Raw genomic sequence first — 23802 nt, 5'->3', positions numbered from 1 at the left:
TGGAATAGTTAATGACCGATGACAAAGACCCAGCCGACTACCTGACGCGACACGTGCAGACTGGCGGTACAGGGCTACAGCAGCAAATCGATGCCCTGGTCAATGCCAGCGCCGGTAAGACCATAAACGCGCCACTTTATCGCGAGATGATCCTAAATATTGTACGCATGGCACAGGCTGACAGGGACCGTTGGGATGCCAAGATCATGCTGCAGACCATCGCTGAGCTTGAGCAGGCTTTTTGTCGTCTGGAAATATTCAAACGCCGTCGCAAGGTGACTGTTTTCGGCTCTGCTCGCACCCCTGTCGACCACCAGCTCTACGCCCTTGCGCGGGACATGGGCAAGATCCTTGCCCGAAACGACTACATGACCATAACCGGAGCCGGTAACGGGATCATGGGGGCTGCCCACCAAGGGGCCGGACTTGATAACAGTCTTGGGTTCAATATCACCCTGCCATTTGAACAGCGCTCCAACGAGATAGTCCATAACACTGACCATGATCTGCAGTTCAGGTTCTTCTTCCTGCGCAAGCTGTTCTTTGTCAAAGAGGCCGACGCACTGGTTCTCTGCCCTGGAGGTTTTGGTACCCTGGACGAAACACTGGAAGTCCTTACCCTGATCCAGACCGGCAAGAGCCCGGTGGTACCTGTCATTCTTCTGGATGTTCCAGGTGGTGGCTTCTGGGATGGCTTACTGACCTTCTTCAAGACCCAGATGTGCGATGAGGGCTATATTCTAGAGGCTGATTTCAACCTGATGACGCTGGCGCGCTCGCCCGATCAGGCGATGCGAGAAATATTGCATTTCTACAGCAATTATCATTCATCCAGATGGGCGGATGGCAGCTATCAATTGCGAATACAGCGGCCTTTATCCACATCTGCCATGCAACAGATAAACGACCAGTTCAGTGATATCTGCAAGGAAGGTACATTTCAGCAGAGCGCTCCAACGCTAACCGACCCTGATGAACCGGAACTGCAAGAGATGCATCGGCTGGAATTTGCTTTTACGGGTCGCCACCAAGGGCGTTTGCGCGCACTTATCGACTTCGTCAATCAAGCCGAAAATCTGGAAAACCCCGGTAACGCATGAAGTTAAGCTGCTTCGCCCGCTCCCTGTTGTCCCGCGCAGGGCCTTCAGGGAAACGCTTTGCAAAGGCGGACTCGGCGCGCTCTGACCAGTTCCAGTCCAAACCTATAACTGCGTGGATTATATGATCGTCAACGCCTCGCTCGCGTAACTCTTCGCTCAATCGCTGAGGACCGTAACCCCTTTGAACACGTGAGTGCACGTAGGCTTCGCAGAACCGCTCATCGCTAAGCAGTCCGTCTTCCTGCAACTGCTCAATTACCGCTTCGCATTGATCTGCAGAGGCGCCACGCAACTTCAGTTTACGCAGCATCTCCAGACGACTATGTTCACGACGCGCCAATAAATCCAGCGCAGAGCGCCGGATTTCCTGAGGTGTTTCAAGCTGCTGCTGACGGCCAAACATGATGCGGGGTCAGATCAGAGATCGACGTCAGCACTGGCCTCGGGGGCCGCTGCCTTGGCATTGCTGGGCTTGGGCAGTAACTGATCGCGGATGGCCTTCTCGATCTCATCGGCGATAGCCGGATTTTCAGACATGTACTTGGCCGCATTGGCTTTGCCCTGGCCAATCTTGTTGCCCTTGTAGGCATACCAGGCGCCGGACTTTTCCACGAGGCCAATCTGCACGCCCAGATCAATGATCTCGGCATTGTGGTAGATACCCGAACCGTAGAGGATCTGGAATTCAGCTTGTCGGAAAGGCGGTGCCACCTTGTTCTTGACGACTTTGACGCGGGTCTCGCTACCGACCACTTCGTCGCCTTCCTTCACCGCGCCAGTGCGGCGTATGTCCAGACGCACGGAGGAATAAAACTTCAGCGCGTTACCGCCTGTAGTGGTTTCCGGGTTGCCGAACATCACGCCGATTTTCATACGAATCTGGTTGATGAAGATCACCAGACAGTTGGCGTTCTTGATATTACCGGTAATCTTGCGCAGGGCCTGGGACATAAGGCGGGCCTGCACACCTACGTGGTGATCACCCATCTCGCCTTCAATTTCAGCCTTGGGCACCAGAGCCGCGACGGAGTCAATAACGATCACGTCTACTGCATTGGAACGCACCAGCATGTCGGTAATTTCCAGCGCCTGCTCACCTGTATCGGGCTGTGACACCAGCAGGTCATCAACGTTGACGCCCAGTTTGCCTGCGTACTCGGGATCCAGAGCATGCTCGGCATCAACGAAAGCACAGGTTGCACCTTGCTTCTGAGCCTGGGCGATAACTGACAGTGTCAGGGTAGTTTTACCCGAAGACTCAGGGCCGTAGATCTCGACCACACGGCCCTTCGGCAGGCCGCCAAGGCCGAGGGCAATATCCAATCCCAGCGAGCCTGTGGAGATGGAAGGAATGGCCATGCGTTCGTGATCGCCCATGCGCATCACCGCACCCTTGCCAAACTGACGTTCAATCTGACTCAAGGCAGCCGTAAGCGCCTTTTTCTTGTTGTCGTCCATTGTGCATCCTCTTGGAGTGGCGGGTACGCTAGTGCCCGGTCAACGAAAACTACTGTATATATGGTCAGTATTATTCCACAGAAGTTTGCCGCCGCCTACCCCTTGTTTGATTAGGTTGAGGACTGGCTCACAGCCAGCCGTTCGGCAGCCTTGATTAGACCTTCGAGCGCATGCAGCACCGTTTGCGCACGTACTTCCCGGCGGTTGCCCTGCAAACGCCGGCAACCGGAGCTGACCGTGCCGTCGCGCATGGCCCAGGCGAACCATACCGTGCCTACCGGCTTGTCCGCGGTACCGCCGTCGGGACCGGCAATACCACTGACCGCCACGGCAATATCTGCGTGCGCGGCCGAGAGCGCGCCGCTGGCCATCGCGCGTACTACCTCTTCACTGACTGCGCCATGGGCTTCCAGTACCGCCTCCTCCACCCCAAGCCAGCGACTCTTGCTCTGGTTTGCGTAGGTGACAAAACCGGTCTGAAACCAGGCGGAGCTGCCGCCCACACGGGTAATTGCCTCGGATATTCCACCGCCCGTGCAGGATTCGGCGGCCGTTACCTGGTATCCCTGGGGGCGCAGGACACTGCCCAACCGTGCGGCTGCAGAGTCGATCAGGGGGTCATACTGGGACATATCACTTGCCTCTTCAAATTGCGCTTAAAAGCTGTGGATGCATTGCGTAGACTAGGCGCGGCAAACTAGTCATCTATCAGGGATCTGCATGAGCCGCGCCGAGAAATCCGTCAGCCACACACCGATGATGCAACAATATTTCGGGATCAAACAGCACCATCCCCATGAGCTGTTGTTTTATCGCATGGGCGATTTCTACGAGCTATTTTTCGACGACGCCAAAAAGGCTGCGCGCCTTCTCGACATCACTCTCACAGCCCGCGGTCAATCCGGTGGCCAGCCGATTCCGATGGCAGGCATTCCCTACCACGCCGCGGAAGGCTACCTGGCCAGATTGGTGAAGCTTGGCGAATCCGTGGTGATCTGCGAGCAGATCGGCGATCCCGCTACCAGTAAGGGACCCGTGGAACGTCAGGTAGTTCGCATCCTCACACCTGGCACAGTGAGTGATGAGGCCTTGCTGGACGAAAGGCGCGACAATCTGCTGGCCGCACTGGTTGGCAGCGAGCGAGGTTTTGGACTGGCAACCCTGGATATCAACAGCGGACGCTTCTGCGTGATGGAGCTCCAGGGCTGGGAGACATTACTTGGCGAACTGGAACGCCTGGCACCGGCTGAGCTGTTGATCCCGGATGACTGGGAAACCAATACCCCCATAGAGCGACGCCGCGCCGTGCGACGCCGTGCGCCCTGGGAGTTTGACCGTGACAGCGCCTTCAAGGCCCTTACCCAGCAATTCGGTACCAAGGACCTGGTCGGCTTTGGATGTAATGACCTGACCCTGGGTATGGGCGCCGCAGGAGCCCTGATGTGCTACGCCAAGGAAACCCAGCGTACCGCCCTGCCCCATATTCGCAGCATCATGCTGGAGCGTTTCGAAGACAGCGTCATTATCGACAGTGCCAGCCGACGTAATCTGGAAATCGACAGCAACTTATCCGGCGGCCGCGACAATACCCTGCTGGATGTACTTGACCATACGGCCACGGCCATGGGCAGCCGGTTACTTGCCCGCTGGTTGAATCGCCCGTTACGCGACCCAAAGGTACTGCAGGCTCGCCAGGACAGCATAAGCACCCTTCTGCAGCAGCATTACCACGAAGAATTACAGCCTGCATTGAAGGGTATTGGCGATATCGAACGGATACTCGCGCGTATCGCCCTGCGCTCGGCACGCCCCCGAGACCTGGCACGGCTGAGGGACTCACTCGCCGCCCTGCCCGCTCTGCAACAGGCACTGGTGCCGCTCGAAACGCCTCACCTGCAACATCTCGCCAGCGAGGTGGGTGTATACCCCGAACTGGCCGAATTGCTGCAGCGCGCGGTAATCGAAAACCCACCCGCTGTACTGCGCGACGGTGGCGTGATCAAGCCGGGATACGATGCGGATCTCGATGAGCTACAGAACATCAGCGAAAACGCCGGACAATATCTGATCGATCTGGAAACCCGTGAGCGGGAGCGCACCGGCCTCTCCACCCTCAAGGTCGGTTACAACCGGGTGCATGGTTACTTCATCGAATTGTCGCGGGGCCAGTCCGCCCAGGCGCCAGCCGATTATGTCCGCCGTCAGACGCTAAAGGGCGCAGAGCGTTTCATAACACCCGAACTGAAAACCTTCGAAGACAAAGCGCTATCGGCGCGCAGCCGAGCCCTGGCCCGTGAAAAACAGCTTTACGAGGAGCTAATTGACCGCCTCAATGAAGACCTAGCACGCCTGCAGGACAGCGCAGCAGGACTTGCCGAGCTTGATGTGCTGGCAACCTTGAGCGAACGGGCAAGCACGCTTGACTATCAGCGTCCGACCTTCGTTGAAGGCAGCCAACTGTGTATTGAGCAAGGACGGCATCCAGTAGTGGAGCACGTACTGGACGGTCCATTCGTCGCCAATGACCTGCATCTGGATCCCGACACCCGCATGCTGATCGTCACCGGCCCTAACATGGGCGGTAAATCGACCTATATGCGTCAGACCGCGCTGATTGTACTCCTCGCTCACATAGGCAGCTTTGTACCGGCGCACTCCGTCGAGATGTCGATGGTTGATCGCATCTTTACTCGCATCGGTTCCAGCGACGACCTGGCAGGCGGGCGCTCGACTTTCATGGTGGAGATGAGCGAGACAGCCAACATCCTGCATAACGCCACCGACGCCAGCCTGGTGCTCATGGACGAAGTCGGCAGGGGCACAAGTACCTTTGATGGCCTGTCACTCGCCTGGTCGGCGGCCGAATACCTGGCCCGTGTACGCGCATTCACTTTATTTGCCACGCACTATTTCGAATTGACCGGCCTGGTTGATACCGATCCCGGCGTTGCCAACGTGCATCTCAATGCGACCGAACACAATGAGCGGATCGTTTTTCTGCATAGCGTGCTGCCAGGCCCTGCGAGCCAGAGTTACGGTCTACAGGTCGCCCAGTTGGCAGGCGTTCCTCGACCAGTCATTGACCGTGCGCGCGAGCACTTGGCGTTACTCGAACAGCAAAGCCTGAGCCAGCAGAGCAAATCCGAGCGTGCGCCGACCATGACGCCCCAGCAAAATGATCTGTTCGCCAGCTCACCCCATCCCTTGCTTGAGCAACTTCAACAACTCAAGCCTGACGAGCTGACTCCCAGACAGGCACTGGAGCTACTCTACGCCTGGAAGGCGGAATATCGATGATTTCGCAAATGAGACATATTTGCATTAAGAGCGGCGAACATGTTGCCAACTTCGGCAAAATTCTCCATCGCTCTGTACCAGAAAGCAAAAACTGCTAGACTACGCGCCATTAATGAAGACCGACTTATTCCGGAGACCCCGCCATGACTTTTGTTGTTGTAGACAACTGCATCAAGTGCAAATACACCGATTGCGTTGAGGTCTGCCCCGTCGACTGTTTCTACGAGGGTCCCAATTTCCTCGTGATTCATCCGGACGAATGCATCGACTGCGCCCTGTGCGAACCTGAGTGTCCGGCTAATGCCATTTTTTCCGAGGATGAAGTACCGGAAGACATGCAGGAGTTCACTGAACTGAACGCCGAACTGGCGGAAGTCTGGCCGAACATCACAGAGAAGAAGGAATCGCTGCCCGACGCTGAAGAGTGGGATGGCGTACCAGACAAGTTGCAATATCTGGAGCGCTAGTGCTTTAGCATGGTATGCAAAAGCCGGCTAAAGAGCCGGCTTTTTTGTGTCTGTCGCCCAGGCAGGGCCAAATCGCAGGCAAAAAAAGGGGCGGGAAAACCCGCCCACTCTTTCATTCCCTATGTGACATCCTTATCCAGTCGTCCTGACTCCATCACCCTGATGATCCTTGTCTGGCTTCCTGCCTGACTGCGTGATCCCTCACACATGGGTACATAGTACTGCTCAGCAGAATGTAAGCAAGTGTGATAAAACGGCTTAAACCTACGGGTCTAAAATAATATATTCATATTAATTAATAACTTACCATTTTTCTTAGTCGTTTTATGCCAAGTACTGACAACGCTTGGCAGACTTCGCTTACGTGACCTGTAGGCAAAGGCTTACAAAAAGAGCGCAGCCCGACCGGAACATTTACCGGCATCACGAGTCGCAGGTGATCTATTCAAGGCCATTTTAGAGCGCAAAAAAAACCCGGTACCTTAGGTACCGGGTTCTGATCTTGCCTGGAGGCAGTCGGCTTACATCATGCCGCCCATGCCACCCATACCACCCATACCGCCCATATCAGGCATTGCGGGCTTGTCGTCTTCCGGCAGCTCGGCAATCATGGCTTCGGTAGTGATCATCAAGCTGGCTACGGACGCGGCGGCCTGCAGCGCGCTGCGCGTGACCTTGGCTGGATCCAGAATACCCATCTCGATCATGTCGCCATACTCACCAGTAGAGGCGTTGTAGCCATAGTTGCCTGTTCCTGCCTTGACGTTGTTCAGAACAACGGAGGCCTCGTCGCCGGCATTCAGCACGATCTGACGGAAAGGAGCTTCTACAGCGCGACGCAGCAGGTTAACACCAACGGTCTGGTCTTCATTATCGCCAACCATGCCATCGATAGCCTGCAGAGCACGTACCAGAGCAACACCACCGCCAGGTACTACGCCTTCTTCAACGGCCGCACGGGTCGCGTGCAGAGCGTCTTCAACACGGTGCTTCTTCTCTTTCATTTCGACTTCAGTAGCCGCGCCGACCTTGATCACCGCAACACCGCCAGCCAGCTTGGCCAGACGCTCTTGCAGTTTTTCTTTGTCATAATCGGAGGTCGTATCTTCAACCTGCTTGCGGATCTGACCGACGCGAGCTTCGATATCGGTTTTGGAGCCGGCACCATCGATTACGGTGGTGTTGTCCTTGTTGATCTGAACGCTCTTGGCTTGGCCAAGGTGCTCAAGGCCGGTGTTTTCCAGGCTCAGACCCACTTCTTCGCTGATCACGGTACCGCCGGTCAGGATAGCGATATCCTGCAACATGGCCTTGCGACGATCACCAAAGCCAGGCGCCTTGACGGCAGCGACTTTAACAATTCCGCGCATGTTGTTAACAACCAGAGTCGCCAGCGCTTCGCCTTCGACATCCTCAGCAACGATCATCAGCGGACGGCCAGACTTGGCAACTGCTTCCAGGGTCGGCAGCATTTCGCGAATGTTGGAGATTTTCTTGTCGACCAGCAGGATATAGGGATTATCCAGCTCAGCAGACATGGTCTCGGGCTTGTTGACGAAATAGGGTGACAGGTAGCCACGATCGAACTGCATGCCTTCAACAACGGACAGTTCGTTATCCAGACCGGAGCCCTCTTCGACAGTAATTACGCCTTCCTTGCCAACGCGGTCCATGGCTTCGGCAATGATCTTGCCGATGGACTCGTCGGAGTTGGCGGAAATAGTGCCAACCTGGGCAATAGCACGGGAATCAGCGCAGGGCTTGGCGAGGTTCTTCAGCTCGGCAACGATGGCGATAGTTGCCTTGTCGATACCGCGCTTGAGATCCATCGGGTTCATGCCGGCAGCAACGGACTTCAGACCTTCGGTTACGATAGCCTGGGCCAGCACGGTGGCGGTAGTAGTACCGTCACCCGCGTCATCGTTGGCACGTGAGGCAACATCCTTGACCAGTTGTGCGCCCATGTTCTCGAACTTGTCTTTCAGCTCGATTTCCTTGGCGACGGTGACGCCGTCCTTGGTGATGATCGGCGCGCCATAGCTGCGCTCGATCAGAACGTTGCGGCCCTTTGGCCCCAGAGTTGCTTTAACCGCGTCGGCCAGGATGTTTACACCGGCCAGCATCTTGTTGCGGCCGGAAATACCAAATTTAACTTCTTTAGCAGCCATTTTTACTTTCCTTCAATAATGTCTTTCAGAGAATGCCGGGAATGCGTAACTCAGCTTTCCAGCACGCCGTAGATTTCGGACTCGCTCATGATCAACAGGTCTTCGCCGTCGATCTTGATAGTGTTGCTGCCTGAGTAAGGGCCGAAGACAACCTTGTCGCCTTCTTTGAGAGCTGGAGCACGAACTTCACCGCTGTCCAGAATACGGCCAGTACCAACGGCCAACACGACGCCCGTGTTCGGCTTTTCTGCGGCAGAGCCTGGCAGAACGATACCACCAGCGGTCTTTGTCTCTTCTTCACTGCGACGAACCACTACGCGGTCGTGTAACGGACGGATTTTCATCGTTGTATCTCTCCCAATATTGATGTCAATTGCCGGCGAACCGGCCTCTCAAGTTAATCAGGCCTTGCGGCCCGAAGGACGCGCCAAAGGCAGCGTCACTGTCCGGTGGGGCTCCTTTCAGGATGCCCGTCAAACTGATGAAGCGTTAATGGGGCCCCGGTAGACGATTTCAAGGGCCGAATCCATTTTTTTTCACTCCTTGTCAGCGGGGTTTTCGCGCTTGAGCCTTTCCTCTCTGCCCTGCTCCCACTCCCCTTCGATCACGTCGTGGTCGCCCTGACGCCATACTCCAGGTCCGTCTGGGTCGCCCGGTTGGGGCTGACCACGGTAACGCCACGCCAGGAGCAGGCAGATCAATGCCGCGGCATCGGAGAGTACGCCAGGGAAAACCAACAAAAGACCGGCCAGAACACCCCACATGCCGGACTTGAGTACGCCAAAGGGAGAGCTGTCCTGGGCCATACGGGCCTGCAACCGCTGCAACATGTTCCAACCCTGGGACTGAATGACGGCCACACCAAGAATGCCGCTGACCAGCACCCACAAGAGCGTGAGGCCAACGCCTATGGCCTGACCAAGGATTATCAGACCAGCCAGCTCGATCAACGGAATAGCCAGCAACAAAAAGCGCAAAACAGGCATGCGAACCTCGAACAATTGTCTCATCAGTTCCCTATATGGGTGCACCTGAGCCTCCTTTCAACCCAACACCCCCACACTGTCCATAATTGCTTTTAAGGTCAAAGAATGACCAAAATCCATTTCCGGGTATTCTAAAATCCATGTGACTCGGGCATGCTTGCGTCGCACAAGTTCCCCCTTTGGCTATGAGGAGTGCCAACCATGCAATTGAAAGACAGTGTGATCATTATTACCGGCGGCGGTCAGGGCCTCGGGCGCTCGATGGCCGAATACCTTGCCGCGCGAGGCGCCCGGCTGGCACTGGTTGATCTCAATCAGGAACGTCTGGACGAGGCTGTAGAGGCCTGCAAACAGGCAGGCGGCGATGCGCGCTCCTATATTTGCAACGTGGCCGATGAGCCGCAAGTCGTTGCAATGGTCAGTCAGGTAGCTGCGGATTTTGGCACCATCAATGGCCTGATCAACAACGCCGGCATCCTGCGCGATGGCCTGCTGATCAAATCCCGGGATGGTGAAATCCAGAAGATGAGTCTTGCGCAATGGCAGTCGGTTATCGACGTAAACCTGACCGGCGTATTTCTCGGTACGCGCGAAGTAGCAGCCAAAATGGTTGAGCTGGGTAGCAAGGGCCTGATTATCAATATCTCCTCCATTTCCCGCGCCGGCAACATGGGCCAATCCAACTATTCCGCCGCAAAGGCCGGTGTGGCTGCATTGACTGTTACCTGGGCCAAGGAACTGGCGCGCTACGGTATCCGAGTCGCGGGCATCGCTCCGGGCTTCATCGAAACCGATATGACCGCCGGGATGAAACCCGAAGCACTGGAAAAAATGACCTCGGGGATTCCCCTCAAACGAATGGGTAAGCCTGCAGAGATTGCCCACTCGGCCGCTTACCTGTTTGAAAACGATTACTACACGGGCCGAATTCTGGAGTTGGACGGCGGCATTCGAATCTGACGTCTGCCAAAGGCAGGGCTTGCCAGTGGCAACCCTGCCATTACTCCTCCCATGCGACTCGAAGGGTCCTCACCAGCCCACACCGAAACCCAATCGATAGCGCGTATGATTGATGCTGTTCTGGGAACTTCCATCGACGTAATCCCACTCGGTGAGCAAGCTGAGTGAGGCCCAGCTATTTAGCAGGTAACGGACGCCAAGCTCCGCATCCAGAGCAAAATTGATTGCTGGATCATCCGGAATTAGGGCTTCGGCGTTATGAATCGCTTCAAAGCGCTTGCTGAACAGATAGCGGCGTAGCTCCCATTGCAGGCCCAGGGCATTGAATACGTCAGTACTACCATCTCGATTTTCCAGCGTAACGCGATCCAGACGCGCCGACGTTTCGAAACGGCCCAATGCGTCATTCCACCATTCGTAACCGGGGCCCATACCAAACTGCCGGCGCTTGGCTATCTCACTGAGATGGTCCCGCTGATAGCCAACTGCAGTCTGCCAGAACCACTTATCGTCAAAAAACCAGCTCACACCGTAATCGGCTTGCCAGAAATGGCGGCTTTTTACATCGTCCCGGTAATCACGTTCGAACTCACCGCCAAGCACGTGTCGCCAGTCGCCATGCCGGGCACGGGTATCAAAGGCTAGATCCAGATCCCGTTGATCGGTATTCGTGTTCTTGATATCCAGCGCACCGGTCACATCACCCGTCCACACCCAATCCTCGATAACAGGGCTAGGTTCGAGCATCTGTTGAATTGAATTGATCTTGAGCAACACAGGTTCGGTACCACCATTGAGAACATTGACCGTTCCAGCGGTCTGCGATGCAGATACCGTCAACGTGCCCTCTGCCTGCCCCAGCGTTTTGATAAGCAACGCATGCTCTGCCTCGAAGGTGCTGATATCCTCGACACCGACCCGGATACGGCCCGCAAGCTGGGTATTCATGACCAGCTCACCATCCTGAAGCAGCTCGATGGTACCGCTGATACGGTCGCCATTCGTCAGCCACAGTGTGTCCGCAATGGCGACGGTGGATACTAAAAGAAGCGGAGCGACTGCCAACAGAAATCGACAACGGAACATGGCGTACCTATATGATGGGCTCAACAGCGAGGCGCTATTATCCATGACTGAAAATCGAAAGCCAGCAGCGGCGAAAAGAGACGTGCAAACGAACTCTGCCTCGGTGCGTGAGACCTTCTGGCAGGTTCTGGCGGCTGTTCCCGAAGGGCGTGTCACGAGCTATGGCAAACTGGCGCAACTGGCAGGAATGGGTCGTGGAGCACGCCTGGCCGGACGCTGGCTGGGGCAGTTGCCCGAAGGGACGGCTCTGCCCTGGCACCGGGTTGTGAATAGTCAGGGGCAGCTTTCATTACCGCCGGACCACCCTGCAGGTCAGGAGCAATATCAACGGCTACTCGCCGAAGGAATCATCATCACCGATCGCCGGGTCGACATGAAACGTTTCGGCTGGCCGGATTGAACTGGAAGAACAGGAGCAGCATGATCGACCCCGAAACCAATGGCACCCCCACCACTTCTACAGACGAACGTGAAGGCTTGCGTGTATATCTAAAACCACGCGTTATCGGCATGCTTTTCCTGGGTTTTTCCGCGGGCCTGCCGCTACTGCTGGTTGGTGGCACCTTCAGCGCATGGCTGCGTGACCTGGGCGTCGAACTGACGGCCATTGGTTTTTTAAGCTGGGTCGGCATGGCGCATTCCATCAAGGTCCTCTGGGCCCCTCTGATTGATCGCGCTCCGCTGCCCCTTCTGAGCCGCTGGCTGGGGCGACGTCGGGCCTGGATGCTGCTGGCTCAATTGGTCATTGCCGTTGCCCTGCTCGGCATGGCTTTCACTGACCCCAGAGAGAACCTTACCCTTGTTGCGCTATGGGCAGTTCTTGCTGCGTTCGGTTCGGCAACCCAGGACGTTGCAATCGATGCTTACCGTGTCGAGGCCGAGGCAAAGCATCGCCAGGGCGCCATGGCCGCCACCTATGTTACGGGCTACCGGGTAGCCATTCTCGCAGCGGGCGCCGGCGCGCTGCATCTGGCTTCACTGGATAGCTGGACCATTGCCTACACGGCGATGGCCGGGTTGATGGGCGTTGGCATTCTGACCACGCTGATCATTGCCGAGCCTGCGGTGCATGTCACTCACTCCACAATGCGGCTGGAGCAGCGTGTGAGCGACTATCTTGCGAGGACCAACCATGCGGGATGGCGCAGGAATCTGACCGCCTGGTTCATTGGTGCAATGGTGTGTCCCTTTGCCGAGTTTTTTCAACGCTACGGCAAGGCCGCGCTGATCATTCTTGCTTTTATTGCGACATTTCGCATAAGCGACATTTTCATGGGCGTGATGGCCAACCCCTTCTACCTGGACCTGGGCTTCAGCAAGGCTGAGATCGCCAACATTGCAGCCGCCTTCGGCCTGGGCATGACCTTGCTGGGAGCCGCGTTAGGGGGGCTTCTGGTAGCCCGTTTCGGTATTGCGCCTATCTTGCTGCTAACCGCCTTTATGGCACCGGCCACCAACCTGACTTTCGCCTGGCTAGCGCACATTGGTCCCGAACAGTACGGGCTCATTCTCGCTATCGTTGCCGATAACATCACCGGTGGATTGGCGATTTCAGTCTTCATTGCCTATCTCTCGAGCCTGACCAATACCGCCTATACAGCCACACAGTATGCATTGTTCAGTTCAATAATGACGTTACCAGGTCAGTTTGCAGCCGGCTTTACCGGCTTGCTGGCCGCCAATATGGGCTGGGTGACCTTTTTCATGCTCACTGCGCTTACCGGCCTGCCGGCTATCGTCCTGGCGTTCGTGCTGATAAAGGTAGCCCACCCCGACAGGCTTAAACGCCCGGGTATTGATTGACCCATACGTGGCACCTTTTTTTGAAGACAAAAAAAGCCCGGTGGATACCGGGCTTTTTCATCAGATTACTACTTACTCTGCAGCCGATCCTGTCATCATATGAACCGTACGCTGGGGAAACGGAATAGTGATTCCCTCGCGGTCAAAGTGCTCCTTGGCCAACTCCTGGAGGCCCCAGTAGACACCCCAGTAGTCATCTGTCTTGGCCCACATACGCAGCGACAGGTTGACCGAGTTGTCACCCAGCGAAACCAGCCAGACTACCGGCTCCGGATCCTTGAAGACACGCTCGTCGGCGGCTGCCAAGCCTAACAATATCTCACGAGCCTTTTTCACATCATCGCCATAATCGATCCCGATATTAAGATCTACGCGACGGGTGGGCTGGCGGGAATAGTTGATAATGTTGCCGTTGGACAGGGCGCCATTGGGAATAATGATGGTCTTGTTATCAGGGGTTTTCAGAATGGTATTGAAAATCTGAATAGTGTCGACGGTACCACCTACGCCCTGAGCCTCGATATACTCACCCGCACGGATCGGGCGTACTATGAGAATCAACATGCCACCGGCAAAGTTTGCCAGGCTGCCCTGCAATGCCAGACCAACGGCTAGACCGGCAGCACCAATCAGCGCTATGAACGAGGTTGTCTCCACGCCGATCATGCCTGCCACACTGACAAGCAAGATTACCTTCAGCCCAATACCAACCAAAGCCCCAATAAATCCGTGCAAGGTCTTGTCGATATTGCGTTTTTCCATGAGTACATGGACGCCGCCGGTCACTCGCCCGATCAGCCACCAGCCAATCAACAGTGTCAAAATAGCCAGCAGGACCTGACTCCCGTACTGCACCACCATGGGCAGCCATGCTTCCTGAAGCTCTTCAAGCTGCGTTATCACTTCATCCATCCGTTCTACCTCTCTGTCATTGACTTTAGTCGCGGAAATTATTGAACTGCAGGGGCATCTCCATATCGGCGCCGCGCAATAACGCCATCACTTCCTGAAGATCGTCACGCTTTTTGCCCGTAACGCGAACCTGCTCGCCTTGAATTGCAGCCTGCACTTTTGCCTTGGATTCCTTGATTCTGGCGACGATTTTTTTCGCCAGCTCCTTGTCTATGCCCTCCCTGAGCTGCACATCCTGCTTTACCTGCTTGCCTGATGCAAAGGCCGGCTTGACCTCCAGACATTGAATATCGATCTTACGCTTGACCAGATTAATCCTGAGAATCTCAAGCATCTGCTCCAGTTGAAACTCCGCATCGCCGGTCAAATGCACCAGCAATTCCTTATCCTTGAACTCGAAACTGCCCTTACCCCGCAAGTCATAGCGGCGTTCAAGGTCCTTCATGGAGTTTTCTACCGCGTTGGTGACTTCATGCTTGTCCAGTTCGGAGACAACATCAAAAGAAGGCATGCATTTACCTCAACTAAACAGAAAATTTATGACATATATTGCAAAACTTAGGCTTTGGTTCGTGGCATTATAACCCGAACAGAACAACAGACCGGGAGTCCCGTCATGCCCAACCCGCAGCTCAGCATCATGGTGGTGGACGACACCAAGTTCAGCAGTGCGGTTATTGGACACAACCTGACACGCGCAGGCTATGCCGATATCCGATTTGCCAGCTCCGCAATGGACGCGCTGACAATGCACGAAGAACGTCCAGCCAGCGTAATGGTCGCTGACTGGTTGATGCCGGAAATGGATGGCCTGGAGCTGACTACACGCATTCGTCAGACCGATGAACAGACCGACCACTACACCTATGTTGTATTGTTAACGGCACGCGAGGGCGACAATGTTCTCAGCGAAGCCTTCGACCGTGGTGTAGACGACTTCATCAGCAAGTCGTCAATGAACGAACAGTTGCTTCCACGCATCTATGCTGCTGACCGCACGTCCCAGCTGATCAATCGTCTGCTTGATGAAAATCGCCTACTGGCGAGCAATAACAGCCAGTTGGAAGAACACAATCTGGTAGACAGCGTGACAGCCCTTGGAAACCGGCGATATGCATTGCAACGCCTCGGCGACATTCTTCGCAATGTCGAATCACGCGGAGGCATCTGCTGCACGCTGGTGTTGGGCGTGCAGAACCTCGACGAGCTCACCAGCCGTCTTGGCGAGAGCGTTCAACATGAACTACTCAGGGGAATTGCCCGTCGACTCCAACAGCTGGTTAGGCCCACCGACGTTATTGCCCGGGTGGGCTCCAACACCTTTGCCATCGTTACTCTCGCTGAAGATCCCGCTGACTGCAAACCAGCCAGCTTCAAGCGGCTACACGACGGCTTGAACCTCAAGGCATTCAAAACCAGCGAAGGCTATCTCACCTTGCGTGCCGGCATGGCACTATGCGCGGTGAATGACAGACAGGCTTTACCAGGTACCGCACAGCTGCTTGAGTGTGTCGAACAACACCTTGATGAGGCTTATGAAACCAGCCTGATCACTGAAGTTCGCTGGCCCCAGCCGGGCTGACGGCGATGCTGTTTCACATACTTGGAGCCGGCAGTCTGGGACTGCTATGGGCAGGTCGGCTCCTTGGGGCTGGGCATCAAGTACGCTTGATCTTGCGCTCCAGCGAGGCAGTGTCACTATGGCAGACCGCCGGTAACGTACTTACGTTTGAGCACATGGGCAGCCAGCAACGGCTCAAGGTAGAAACGCAGCTAGCCTCAGAATGCACATCAATAAGTCATCTTGTCGTTGCTACAAAGGCCTATGCCGTTGCCTCTGCGCTTGCCCCCCTTGCTCACCTTCTGGGGCCTGAAAGCACGCTGATCATGTTGCAAAACGGCATCGGTAGTCAGCACCAGGCCAAGGAGCTGTGCAGGCAAAGCCCGGTACTTTGTGCGAGTGTCACCGATGGTGCCTGGATGCGCGAACCCGGCCATGTGGTCTGGGCCGGAAAGGGAACAACCAGGATCGGGGACGAAGACGGTGGCGCTTGCCCCCCCTGGCTCCGGTCACTCAAGCCAGCCACCCTCGATTGGGTATGGGAGCCAGACATTGGTCGTGTGCTCTGGCAAAAACTGGCTATCAACTGCGCCATCAATCCCTTTACAGCACTGCATGACTGCCCAAACGGCGAGATTCCGATGCATGCCGGAAAAGATCTCGATGCGCTTGTTTGCGAACTACAGACACTTTTGCGAAGCCAGGGCATGACCGGGCAGGCAACGGAGCTACCCGAGGTCATCAGCAATGTCATCCGGCGGACTGCGCAGAATAGCTCCTCGATGCGTCAGGACGTTCATGCAGGCCGACGCACAGAAATCGACTACATACTTGGCCATGCTTGCCGTACAGCAGAGGCAGCCTGTCTGGAAGTACCTACGATGATACGTCTGCATGATCGATTGAAGACACATCTGGCAATGCTTGGACTGCCGCCCAACTGAGAGCATCCTTTGCGCCGGAGCTTAGAACAGCTAGGCTTTGCCGCTGGACCACCTACCGCACACTTCCTTCTTTCCTAAAGGCATATGCATCATGGGATTTCGCTTGAGTAAACTCTATACCCGGACTGGCGACACTGGTCAGACGGGCCTGGCTGACGGCAGACGTATCGACAAGGATCATCCTCGCATCGAAGCTATGGGCAGCGTAGATGAGCTGAACAGCCTGCTCGGATTACTGATAGCAGATCTGCAAGCACAGCACCTGACAAGTTTCTGCGCGGTATTGGGGCCGGTTCAGCATCGACTCTTCGACCTGGGCGGCGAACTGGCCGTGCCCGGCCACGATATCATTGGCGAGACAGATGTAGCGGACCTGGAAGTGTTGATCGACCAGTACAACGCGGATCTGGAACCCTTAAAAAACTTTATCCTGCCTGGTGGGTCTCGGTGCGTGGCCAGCGCACACCTGGCCCGCAGTGTTTGCCGCCGAGCAGAACGCCGTTACCTTTCGCTTTCCAGCAAGGAAGCGGTTAACAATCAGGCACGGATTTATCTCAATCGGTTGTCGGATCTGCTATTTGTCATGGCCAGGGCCATTGCGAAATTGGAACAGACACCTGAAGTCCTGTGGCAGTCCAAACCCAAGCCAGAGGCTTAGGAATAGGCCAGGAGCCAGGCAGAACGGTTTGACTTTTACCGTTCTGCCTGTGCACGGGTCAAACGCGGAAGGCGCTGATAATCTGTTGTAACTGCTGGACCAGCTGGCTCATACGGTTGCTGGACTCTTCAGTCTGCCGAGCGCCCTCGGCGGTTCGATCACTGACCTGATTGATTTCAACAATGTTCTGATCAATATCATGGCTTACTGCCGTCTGCTCTTCAGCGGCAGCGGCAATTTGCTCGCTCTGCTCAACGATCTGATTGACCGCCTTGAGGATATTGGCCAGAGCATCCTGTACCTTCAACGAGGAATCCACGGTGGCTCCCGTCATACCGTGACTCGCCCCCATGGCCTTGACTGCGCCGTTAACGCCATTCTGCAAGCGGGCAATCATCTGCTCGATTTCTTCTGTGGACTGCTGGGTCCTTCTTGCCAGCGTTCGCACTTCATCTGCCACCACTGCAAAACCACGACCCTGCTCACCTGCTCTGGCAGCCTCAATGGCGGCGTTGAGTGCAAGCAGGTTAGTCTGCTCGGCCACACCCTTTATCACTTCAAGTACGCGACTGATGGAGGAACTGTCGTCGGCCAACTGGTTGATAGCATTGACCGAGTTCTCGATCTCGCTGGCCAGTTTCTCGATACCATCGACCGAGGACTCCACCAATTGACGTCCTGCCATTGTTTCCTTGCTCACCAATCCGGCACTGGTCACGGCATTCGCAGCGCTTCGAGCTACTTCCTGGGAGGTTGCCGACATCTCGTTCATGGCTGTCGCCACCTGTTCGATCTGCGAGCGCTGTGAAGCAACCGCACGACTGCTCTCACCGGAGATCGACTCGACCTGCTGCGATTGTTGGTCCACCTGTCCCGCGGTCTGGCTGACCTGGGTGATCAGTTCCTGAATGCGGCGCACGGTATGATTGAAGTCAGTAGCCAAGGCTCCAAGTTCATCTCGGCTATCGACCTCGACATGGACTGTCATGTCACCATCAGCCACCTGCCCCATCAGCACGGACAGCCGCTTGAGCGTGCGACGTGTGGCCATATAAAAGCCAGCGTAGAGATAGATAATCAGCAAACCTACAGCTGACAAGGAAATGATCAGTACCGTCATGGCCTGGATATTTTCACCCAGCCGCTTGGCCAGAACATTACCTAGTGTCTCGAGCACCGCCTCGTTGAACGCATAGGTTTTGTCAATTTCTGCAGTGAGCTGGTTGAAGTAGTCCAGCCAGCTGCCGCTCAGCGTGCTGGCCAGAATGATATCGTCCTCGAAGATCCGTGCGGCGATATCAAGACTTTCAAGACTGGCCTGGCCAGCCGCACGCAGTCCACTCAGCTCATCACCCGCCAGTACCAGGCCCAGAGTCTGTTCGTAACCACCGCGCAGAGTCTGCATACTCTCAAACAGATCATCCATGTCCCGACTGGCATCGGAGTTCAGATAGCCCAGACCAATGGAGTAGGAGCCAACGGCGCGACCAGCTCCGAGTGCCTGGGTAATCGGCGGCGTCACGTTGATCAACAGGTCCGAAAGTTGACGTATATTGCGATCGTAATCCTGGGGTAGGCCTGCATAGGCCGCGCTGAAGCCCAGTAGCGAGGCAAGTTCGCCTAGCGCAAGACTGGTCAATGCACCGCGGTTTCGGACTGACTCCCGACCGGCCTGCTGATACGCCTCTACCAACTCGTCGCGCTTGGTCAACAGATCACTTGCCTGAGGGTCCTCTGGATCCAGATCCAGACTCTGCAGCGCACTTACTACCTGTTCACGCACCACCGCCGTGCGCTGCTCCAGATCAGCGGCAAACTCGCCCTGACCCAGCTGCCCAAGCACCATATCCAGATCACGCAGCATTTCTGCGTTGCGCATGATCGACAGATTCTGTCCCACGAGCGTCATTCCATCGAGTGCGCGCTGAGTAATCTGGACCCGCTCGTATGCCTGCTGAACCAGCATGCTGCTGACAATACCCAGAGGGACAAAAAACAGGACGCTGATCAGGCAGAACTTCATGCCGTAACTCAAGCGGTTCATCAATGCTATGGCAGGGGCCATCAGACTATTCACGCATCCATCTCCCTAAATACGTATTCTCCACCTGCGGCGCAAAGCAGCCGCTTCAGCAGAAACCTGTGATCAGGCCTTGTGGTTATTATGTCGGCGGGTCGACCACCACCCTGTGTATTCCTAAAACCCTAAAGGCAAGCAGTACTGAACCTGCCCTGATTGTCTCATACTGGGCTATCGGCAACACTGCGAACATCTTTAACCGAACAGGCTGAAGAATGCTATACAGGCGGCCCATACCAGCAAGCTGCGCGTTACAAGAACACGGACCGGTCGAAGTACAGCGAGCGGGGCAGAATCCACTGCCTGCTCATCTCCCAGGGCCGCGGCAATGCAATCGGCTACCACTTGATCGGCGCTGATTTCCCAGCTCAGTAGCCAACCTTTTACCAACCCCAGCGTTCGCTCGAAATCACCTACAAGGGCAAGGCTCATGGCAAAAAGTCGTGCCGGCAGCCATTCCAGGGCATGGGTCATGCGTGTAACCGACGGATGGGCCGGATGCCCGGCCTGCAACTCGAAACGATTCAGCAACCTGTAACCCAGCGCTCCCAATGGTCCAAGCAATAAATACCAGAACACGGGTGCCACGTAGTCACGGAACGCTGCGCAGCCAATGCTGGCATCTACCTGGCGCAAAAGGTCGTCAGGGTTTTCGCAGTCCAGATCCAGGTCCCGGCGGGCGATGTGATAGGCCGCTTCCTGGTCACTCCGCTGCCAGGCCTCCTCGAAAGGACTTGCCATTGAGCCCAGCGGGTCATGACGGCCAATAGCGAACAGCAGGAGCACGACATGCGCAACCAGAGTCAACAGGCCATAAAGTTGCCCCCCTATAGACCATAAAACAAAGCCGGCAAGCAGCAACGGCAACGCCAGAAGCGCCAGAGTGGGCCAAACGGCGCGATAAGGGGCACCCTCGACAATCCTGCGCGCCCAGAAGCCGGGCGCATCAAGGGGGAATCCGTGACGCCACGGAGTGAAGCGGACGATGAGACCGACCAACAGAAGAACTAGAAAACTCACGCTGCGTGCCCTCCTGGCAGGTTAATCAGATCCCTCAGATAACGACGCCATTCAAAGGCAATGCCTGGATCTGTCTTGCGACCTGGCGCAATAAATTCATGGCCGGTGATACGGTATGGCGTTATCGCCGGGTAGGTTGATTGCAGAGCCTGGGTCAGCTCCAGAAGACTGCGATACTGGGCGTCCTCATAAGGCTGAGTGTCGGTACCCTCCAGCTCGATACCGACCGAGAAATCGTTGCAATCAGTGCGTCCCCCATAACGAGAAACGCCAGCGTGCCAGGCCCGGTCAAGACAGGAAACGAATTGGGTGATCTGTCCCCCGCGCTCGATGAGGAAATGGGCCGAGACGTGCAGGCTGGCTATTTCTGCAAAATAGGGATGTTTGCGGGGATCGAGGGAACCACTAAAAAAGGCCTGCACGAAGCCGCCGCCAAACTGCCCGGGCGGTAGGCTGATATTGTGAATCACCAGTAACGAGATGGTGTCCGCGGGAGAGCGGGTATTGCAATGGGGCGAAGGGCAGATGTGCACACCACTCGCCCAACCATCTTCTATGCGTATCGGCATGGCATCGGGAGTCCTGCAAAAGCCCTATGCTAGCAGTCTGCGCGCTGGATAGCACAACTTGTGTCAGTGCTTGCCCGCCTGCAATTGACGGAGGTTGCCGATCACCGATTCAAGAGCACGATCAAATAGCTGATTGTCGTTAAGTAATCGAATCAACCCAGCAGAATGATGCACCGCCAGGCCGACACGGCTGAACTCCGCGACCTTCATGCCGGCACGATTGACGAAAATGTACTTGCCACTGAAGCTGATTACCGCAGCGAGCTTGCAACGCTGCGCGGCAGCTTGTTCATCCGTCTGAAACTCATACCAGCTACCGGTGTGCAGCTTCTCCACCCAGGAGACCGCTGCCGGATCAACCTCCTCTGCCGGATCCGCCGGCGCAGGCGCAGTGTTCTCTTCCAGCACCGGCTCACGCACTTCTATCACAGGCGTGCGAGACCGCGGCGCCTGGGGAGGTGATTCCACAGGCACGGATGGTGCACCCGGCCCCACCACCCCGGCAGAATCGTCTACTGACTGCGCGGCTTGCTCCAGCTTTGAGGCTATCTGCGGAGACACACGAGACCCAGCCTGAGTATCTTCTCCATCCCGCGTTGTTACTTCCGGGGCTACAAGGTTTTCTACCTGTTGCTCCTCCCGGATAGTGCCCTGCTCGTCCCCGTCTAAAACCGGGGAGATCTCGGCTGCTTGCGCAGGGCCGCCCGTTTCAAGCAGCACGGATTGTTGCAACTGTTTGAGCCGCACCAGTAACGGCGCTCCCTGCTCAGCCTGAATGCCCAGAAGCGTTAGCCCTTCAGCGAGGGATTCACGCACCTGCCTATTGAGATCCTCACGCTCCCCTGCGCCACCGATCCCCAATGGCTCAACGCTCAGAAGCAACTGGCGTGCCGCCTCCTCGGCCGATCGCATGGCAGCAGAATTCGCCCCTTCCCGCAGGCAGATCATTTGCATTACCTGACTCCAGGTGTCACGCAACAGATCCACTACGAAGACGGGCAGCGTCTTTCCCAAAAGCAGTGCATTCAATCTGGCCGCCACCTCACCACGGGCGGCATCCACCCTGGCCTTGCCTTCTTCAGCATCGCGAGTCCGCTGTTCGAGAAGATCAGAACGACGCTTCTCGGTACTGACAAAGCTGGTCAACTCACTATGCATCGCCGCAAACATGTCTGGCTGCGGTTCTGGCTCGGCAAGCAGACGCTGAACAATACTTTCCAGCAAGACATGCAACTGATCGCGCCGAAGATCATCCTGATCATTCCACCCCATCGTCGCGCGGGCCAGCTCGTTCAGCAGCCTTCGTGCAGGATGGCTGGCCTGACCAAAAAAGCGTTTATCAGCAATCGCCAGACGCAGGATCGGCAGTTGCAGCCTGCCTATCATCGCTTTTAGCGCAGCAGGCAATTGCGGATCATCCAGAATGAAATCAAACAACATCGAAACCAGACTGATCACGTCCTCATCAATACGATCAACGGAGCGTCGTTGTCCATGATGATCACGTTGCTCGCGCAGCAACTGATTGATATGAGTACGCAGATCCTGGCGCCCAAAACCGCCTTCCGCCATCTCATCCACAGGCACCTGGGCCAGAACGCCCAGTAACTCACTGCTTTGCAGCGGCGCAGCTGAAGAGCCCGCAACCCGCGACAGCGCCGCATCTCCGCTAGCGTGACGCCAGTTACCGATCAGCTCGCTGAACAGGGAAAGCACCCTCTGCTGGTCATCGCTCTCCTGCCTCTCGTAGCCTCCCTGGGCATAACTAGTCCCAGAACTGGCACCCGGGGTGGGCGGCCGCCGCTGGGGTGCTGCAGTGCTCTTCAGATCAGGCAGCACACCAGCGCTGACGAGCTGGGCATTTGCCTTGGTATAAAAGGGATCTATCTGATTGAACACATAACGCTCAAAGAGCTTGAGAACGATCAAGCGTACTTTTATATCAAGGTCCATCCCGCCCAACGCATCCATAAATATCTGCGCCAGGCCCGCTGGACCAAGAGGATTGCTGTTTTCGTCAACAGGCGATTTAACCAGACTGTTGAGTCGAATCGCCAGATGCGAAAGCGCTTGACGGTTCCGCTCCACCACCCGGCCAACCATACTGTCGAGCGCGACCGTTTGCTCCAGGTCGTCGGGCTGAACAAGAGACAGACTGTCGATGGCAAAATTGGATGTTGGCTTGACCTTGACTACATCCGCTGTGTCATTGAGTGCTTCCAGATCCCGGGCAAGCTGCTGGCAACACTGGGTAGTAATGGCGTGGCGTTGCAGGCGCACCGCCCGCATAGCTTCGAAGAAAAGCGCCTGCTCGGAATTGCTCGCTGCGCGATCAGCCATTTCAAAAAGGCTATCGTCAGCGTTGTCAAAAAGTGCTGACAAGCGGGCTTTGATAAAATCAACGGCTTCCTTGCCGACCGACCTGAGCGGGGCGGGAAGCGAGGACACCCGCTCGCGGTCAGCTTCGCCGCCCTGACCAGCGTTGGTAAAATTGATGATTTTGGGATCGCGCGCCATACCAGTTCTCCGGACGGTCTGCGACCGTCATGACCAACGCCAGCGGAGCTCCCTTCTACTGCACATGATACTGCTCGTAATGCCTTCCATGCGTCACGGATTTGGCGTCAAATTAAGGTCAAGTATACAGCCTTTTCTTGGCCAGCCTTCTTTGATCTGATTTTTCCTTGAACCGGTTCACATAATTCATGCTCGTAGCACTGGGCGTAGACGCAT

The 23802-nt window shown here is 56.0% G+C and carries 22 protein-coding genes; 9 read left to right on the top strand and 13 right to left on the bottom strand.

The window, feature by feature from the left end; genetic code table 11:
• The first annotated feature begins 11 nt into the window (after nt 1-11).
• A complete protein-coding gene (locus tag AAC076_RS03985; RefSeq protein ID WP_339843103.1) occupies nt 12-1100 on the top strand; it encodes a TIGR00730 family Rossman fold protein in 1089 nt (362 codons plus the stop codon).
• On the opposite strand, the gene AAC076_RS03980 is transcribed toward AAC076_RS03985, so the two are convergent.
• From AAC076_RS03980 to AAC076_RS03970, 3 genes are all read right to left on the bottom strand, one after another.
• A complete protein-coding gene (locus AAC076_RS03980; RefSeq protein ID WP_339843102.1) occupies nt 1060-1503 on the bottom strand; it encodes a regulatory protein RecX in 444 nt (147 codons plus the stop codon). The two genes, AAC076_RS03985 and AAC076_RS03980, sit on opposite strands and share 41 nt — an antisense overlap.
• 14 nt (nt 1504-1517) lie before the next feature.
• Complete coding sequence (recA, locus tag AAC076_RS03975) at nt 1518-2558, bottom strand: recombinase RecA (protein ID WP_339843101.1); 1041 nt, start codon at nt 2556-2558, stop codon at nt 1518-1520.
• A gap of 110 nt (nt 2559-2668) precedes the next feature.
• Nucleotides 2669-3190, bottom strand: coding sequence for a nicotinamide-nucleotide amidohydrolase family protein (locus AAC076_RS03970; RefSeq protein ID WP_339843100.1), 522 nt, complete (start codon nt 3188-3190; stop codon nt 2669-2671).
• Nucleotides 3191-3278: 88 nt separating this feature from the next.
• Between AAC076_RS03970 and mutS the strand changes: the two genes are divergently transcribed.
• Together mutS and fdxA are read left to right on the top strand one after the other, a co-directional pair.
• On the top strand, nt 3279-5855 hold the full coding sequence (gene mutS, locus AAC076_RS03965; protein WP_339843099.1) for a DNA mismatch repair protein MutS: 2577 nt from the start codon (nt 3279-3281) through the stop codon (nt 5853-5855).
• Nucleotides 5856-5998: 143 nt separating this feature from the next.
• The gene (gene fdxA / locus AAC076_RS03960) at nt 5999-6322 is read left to right on the top strand and encodes a ferredoxin FdxA (protein ID WP_335605898.1); all 324 of its coding nucleotides are present in this window, start codon (nt 5999-6001) and stop codon (nt 6320-6322) included.
• 521 nt (nt 6323-6843) lie between these two features.
• Here fdxA and groL read toward each other — a convergent pair.
• From groL to AAC076_RS03945, 3 genes are all read right to left on the bottom strand, one after another.
• A complete protein-coding gene (gene groL / locus AAC076_RS03955) occupies nt 6844-8490 on the bottom strand; it encodes a chaperonin GroEL (protein ID WP_339843098.1) in 1647 nt (548 codons plus the stop codon).
• 50 nt (nt 8491-8540) lie between these two features.
• Nucleotides 8541-8834, bottom strand: a complete 294-nt coding sequence (locus AAC076_RS03950; protein WP_339843097.1) for a co-chaperone GroES — start codon at nt 8832-8834, stop codon at nt 8541-8543.
• A 192-nt stretch (nt 8835-9026) separates the two neighbouring features.
• The gene (locus AAC076_RS03945) at nt 9027-9500 is read right to left on the bottom strand and encodes an FxsA family protein (RefSeq protein ID WP_339843096.1); all 474 of its coding nucleotides are present in this window, start codon (nt 9498-9500) and stop codon (nt 9027-9029) included.
• A gap of 177 nt (nt 9501-9677) precedes the next feature.
• Here AAC076_RS03945 and AAC076_RS03940 point away from each other — a divergent pair, with 177 nt between their 5' ends.
• On the top strand, nt 9678-10436 hold the full coding sequence (locus AAC076_RS03940) for an SDR family oxidoreductase (RefSeq protein ID WP_339843095.1): 759 nt from the start codon (nt 9678-9680) through the stop codon (nt 10434-10436).
• Nucleotides 10437-10505: 69 nt separating this feature from the next.
• Here the strand turns inward: AAC076_RS03940 and AAC076_RS03935 are convergent, their stop codons facing one another.
• Nucleotides 10506-11522 carry a DUF481 domain-containing protein gene (locus AAC076_RS03935; RefSeq protein WP_339843094.1) on the bottom strand — a complete coding sequence of 339 codons (1017 nt, stop codon included), beginning with the start codon at nt 11520-11522 and terminating at the stop codon, nt 10506-10508.
• A 43-nt stretch (nt 11523-11565) separates the two neighbouring features.
• Here AAC076_RS03935 and AAC076_RS03930 point away from each other — a divergent pair, with 43 nt between their 5' ends.
• Complete coding sequence (locus tag AAC076_RS03930; protein WP_339843093.1) at nt 11566-11922, top strand: MGMT family protein; 357 nt, start codon at nt 11566-11568, stop codon at nt 11920-11922.
• A gap of 20 nt (nt 11923-11942) precedes the next feature.
• On the top strand, nt 11943-13325 hold the full coding sequence (locus tag AAC076_RS03925; protein WP_339843092.1) for an MFS transporter: 1383 nt from the start codon (nt 11943-11945) through the stop codon (nt 13323-13325).
• A gap of 72 nt (nt 13326-13397) precedes the next feature.
• On the opposite strand, the gene AAC076_RS03920 is transcribed toward AAC076_RS03925, so the two are convergent.
• Both AAC076_RS03920 and AAC076_RS03915 read right to left on the bottom strand, forming a co-directional pair.
• Nucleotides 13398-14237, bottom strand: a complete 840-nt coding sequence (locus AAC076_RS03920; protein WP_339843091.1) for a mechanosensitive ion channel domain-containing protein — start codon at nt 14235-14237, stop codon at nt 13398-13400.
• A gap of 25 nt (nt 14238-14262) precedes the next feature.
• Complete coding sequence (locus AAC076_RS03915; protein ID WP_339843090.1) at nt 14263-14748, bottom strand: YajQ family cyclic di-GMP-binding protein; 486 nt, start codon at nt 14746-14748, stop codon at nt 14263-14265.
• Between the two features lie 105 nt (nt 14749-14853).
• On the opposite strand from AAC076_RS03915, the gene AAC076_RS03910 reads away from it, so the two are divergent.
• The 3 genes from AAC076_RS03910 (at nt 14854) to AAC076_RS03900 (ending at nt 17400) form a co-directional block, all read left to right on the top strand.
• Nucleotides 14854-15819, top strand: a complete 966-nt coding sequence (locus AAC076_RS03910; RefSeq protein ID WP_339843089.1) for a response regulator — start codon at nt 14854-14856, stop codon at nt 15817-15819.
• Nucleotides 15820-15824: 5 nt separating this feature from the next.
• Nucleotides 15825-16742 (top strand): 2-dehydropantoate 2-reductase, encoded by a 918-nt coding sequence (locus AAC076_RS03905; RefSeq protein WP_339843088.1) that lies wholly within the window; start codon nt 15825-15827, stop codon nt 16740-16742.
• 91 nt (nt 16743-16833) lie between these two features.
• Complete coding sequence (locus tag AAC076_RS03900; RefSeq protein WP_339843087.1) at nt 16834-17400, top strand: cob(I)yrinic acid a,c-diamide adenosyltransferase; 567 nt, start codon at nt 16834-16836, stop codon at nt 17398-17400.
• Between the two features lie 58 nt (nt 17401-17458).
• Here AAC076_RS03900 and AAC076_RS03895 read toward each other — a convergent pair whose 3' ends face one another.
• The 4 genes from AAC076_RS03895 to AAC076_RS03880 all read right to left on the bottom strand — a co-directional run bounded on the left by AAC076_RS03895 (nt 17459) and on the right by AAC076_RS03880 (nt 23586).
• Nucleotides 17459-19477, bottom strand: a complete 2019-nt coding sequence (locus AAC076_RS03895) for a methyl-accepting chemotaxis protein (protein WP_339843086.1) — start codon at nt 19475-19477, stop codon at nt 17459-17461.
• A 198-nt stretch (nt 19478-19675) separates the two neighbouring features.
• Nucleotides 19676-20500, bottom strand: coding sequence for a regulatory signaling modulator protein AmpE (gene ampE / locus AAC076_RS03890; protein WP_339843085.1), 825 nt, complete (start codon nt 20498-20500; stop codon nt 19676-19678).
• Nucleotides 20497-21069, bottom strand: a complete 573-nt coding sequence (gene ampD / locus AAC076_RS03885; RefSeq protein WP_339843084.1) for a 1,6-anhydro-N-acetylmuramyl-L-alanine amidase AmpD — start codon at nt 21067-21069, stop codon at nt 20497-20499. Before ampD ends, ampE begins: the two co-directional genes overlap by 4 nt.
• Before the next feature lie 63 nt (nt 21070-21132).
• Nucleotides 21133-23586, bottom strand: coding sequence for a DUF1631 domain-containing protein (locus AAC076_RS03880; protein WP_339843083.1), 2454 nt, complete (start codon nt 23584-23586; stop codon nt 21133-21135).
• Nucleotides 23587-23802: the final 216 nt, after the last annotated feature.

The organism is uncultured Halopseudomonas sp. (assembly GCF_963977355.1).
Classification (GTDB): domain Bacteria; phylum Pseudomonadota; class Gammaproteobacteria; order Pseudomonadales; family Pseudomonadaceae; genus Halopseudomonas.
This window is presented reverse-complemented; position numbering and strand designations above follow the sequence as displayed.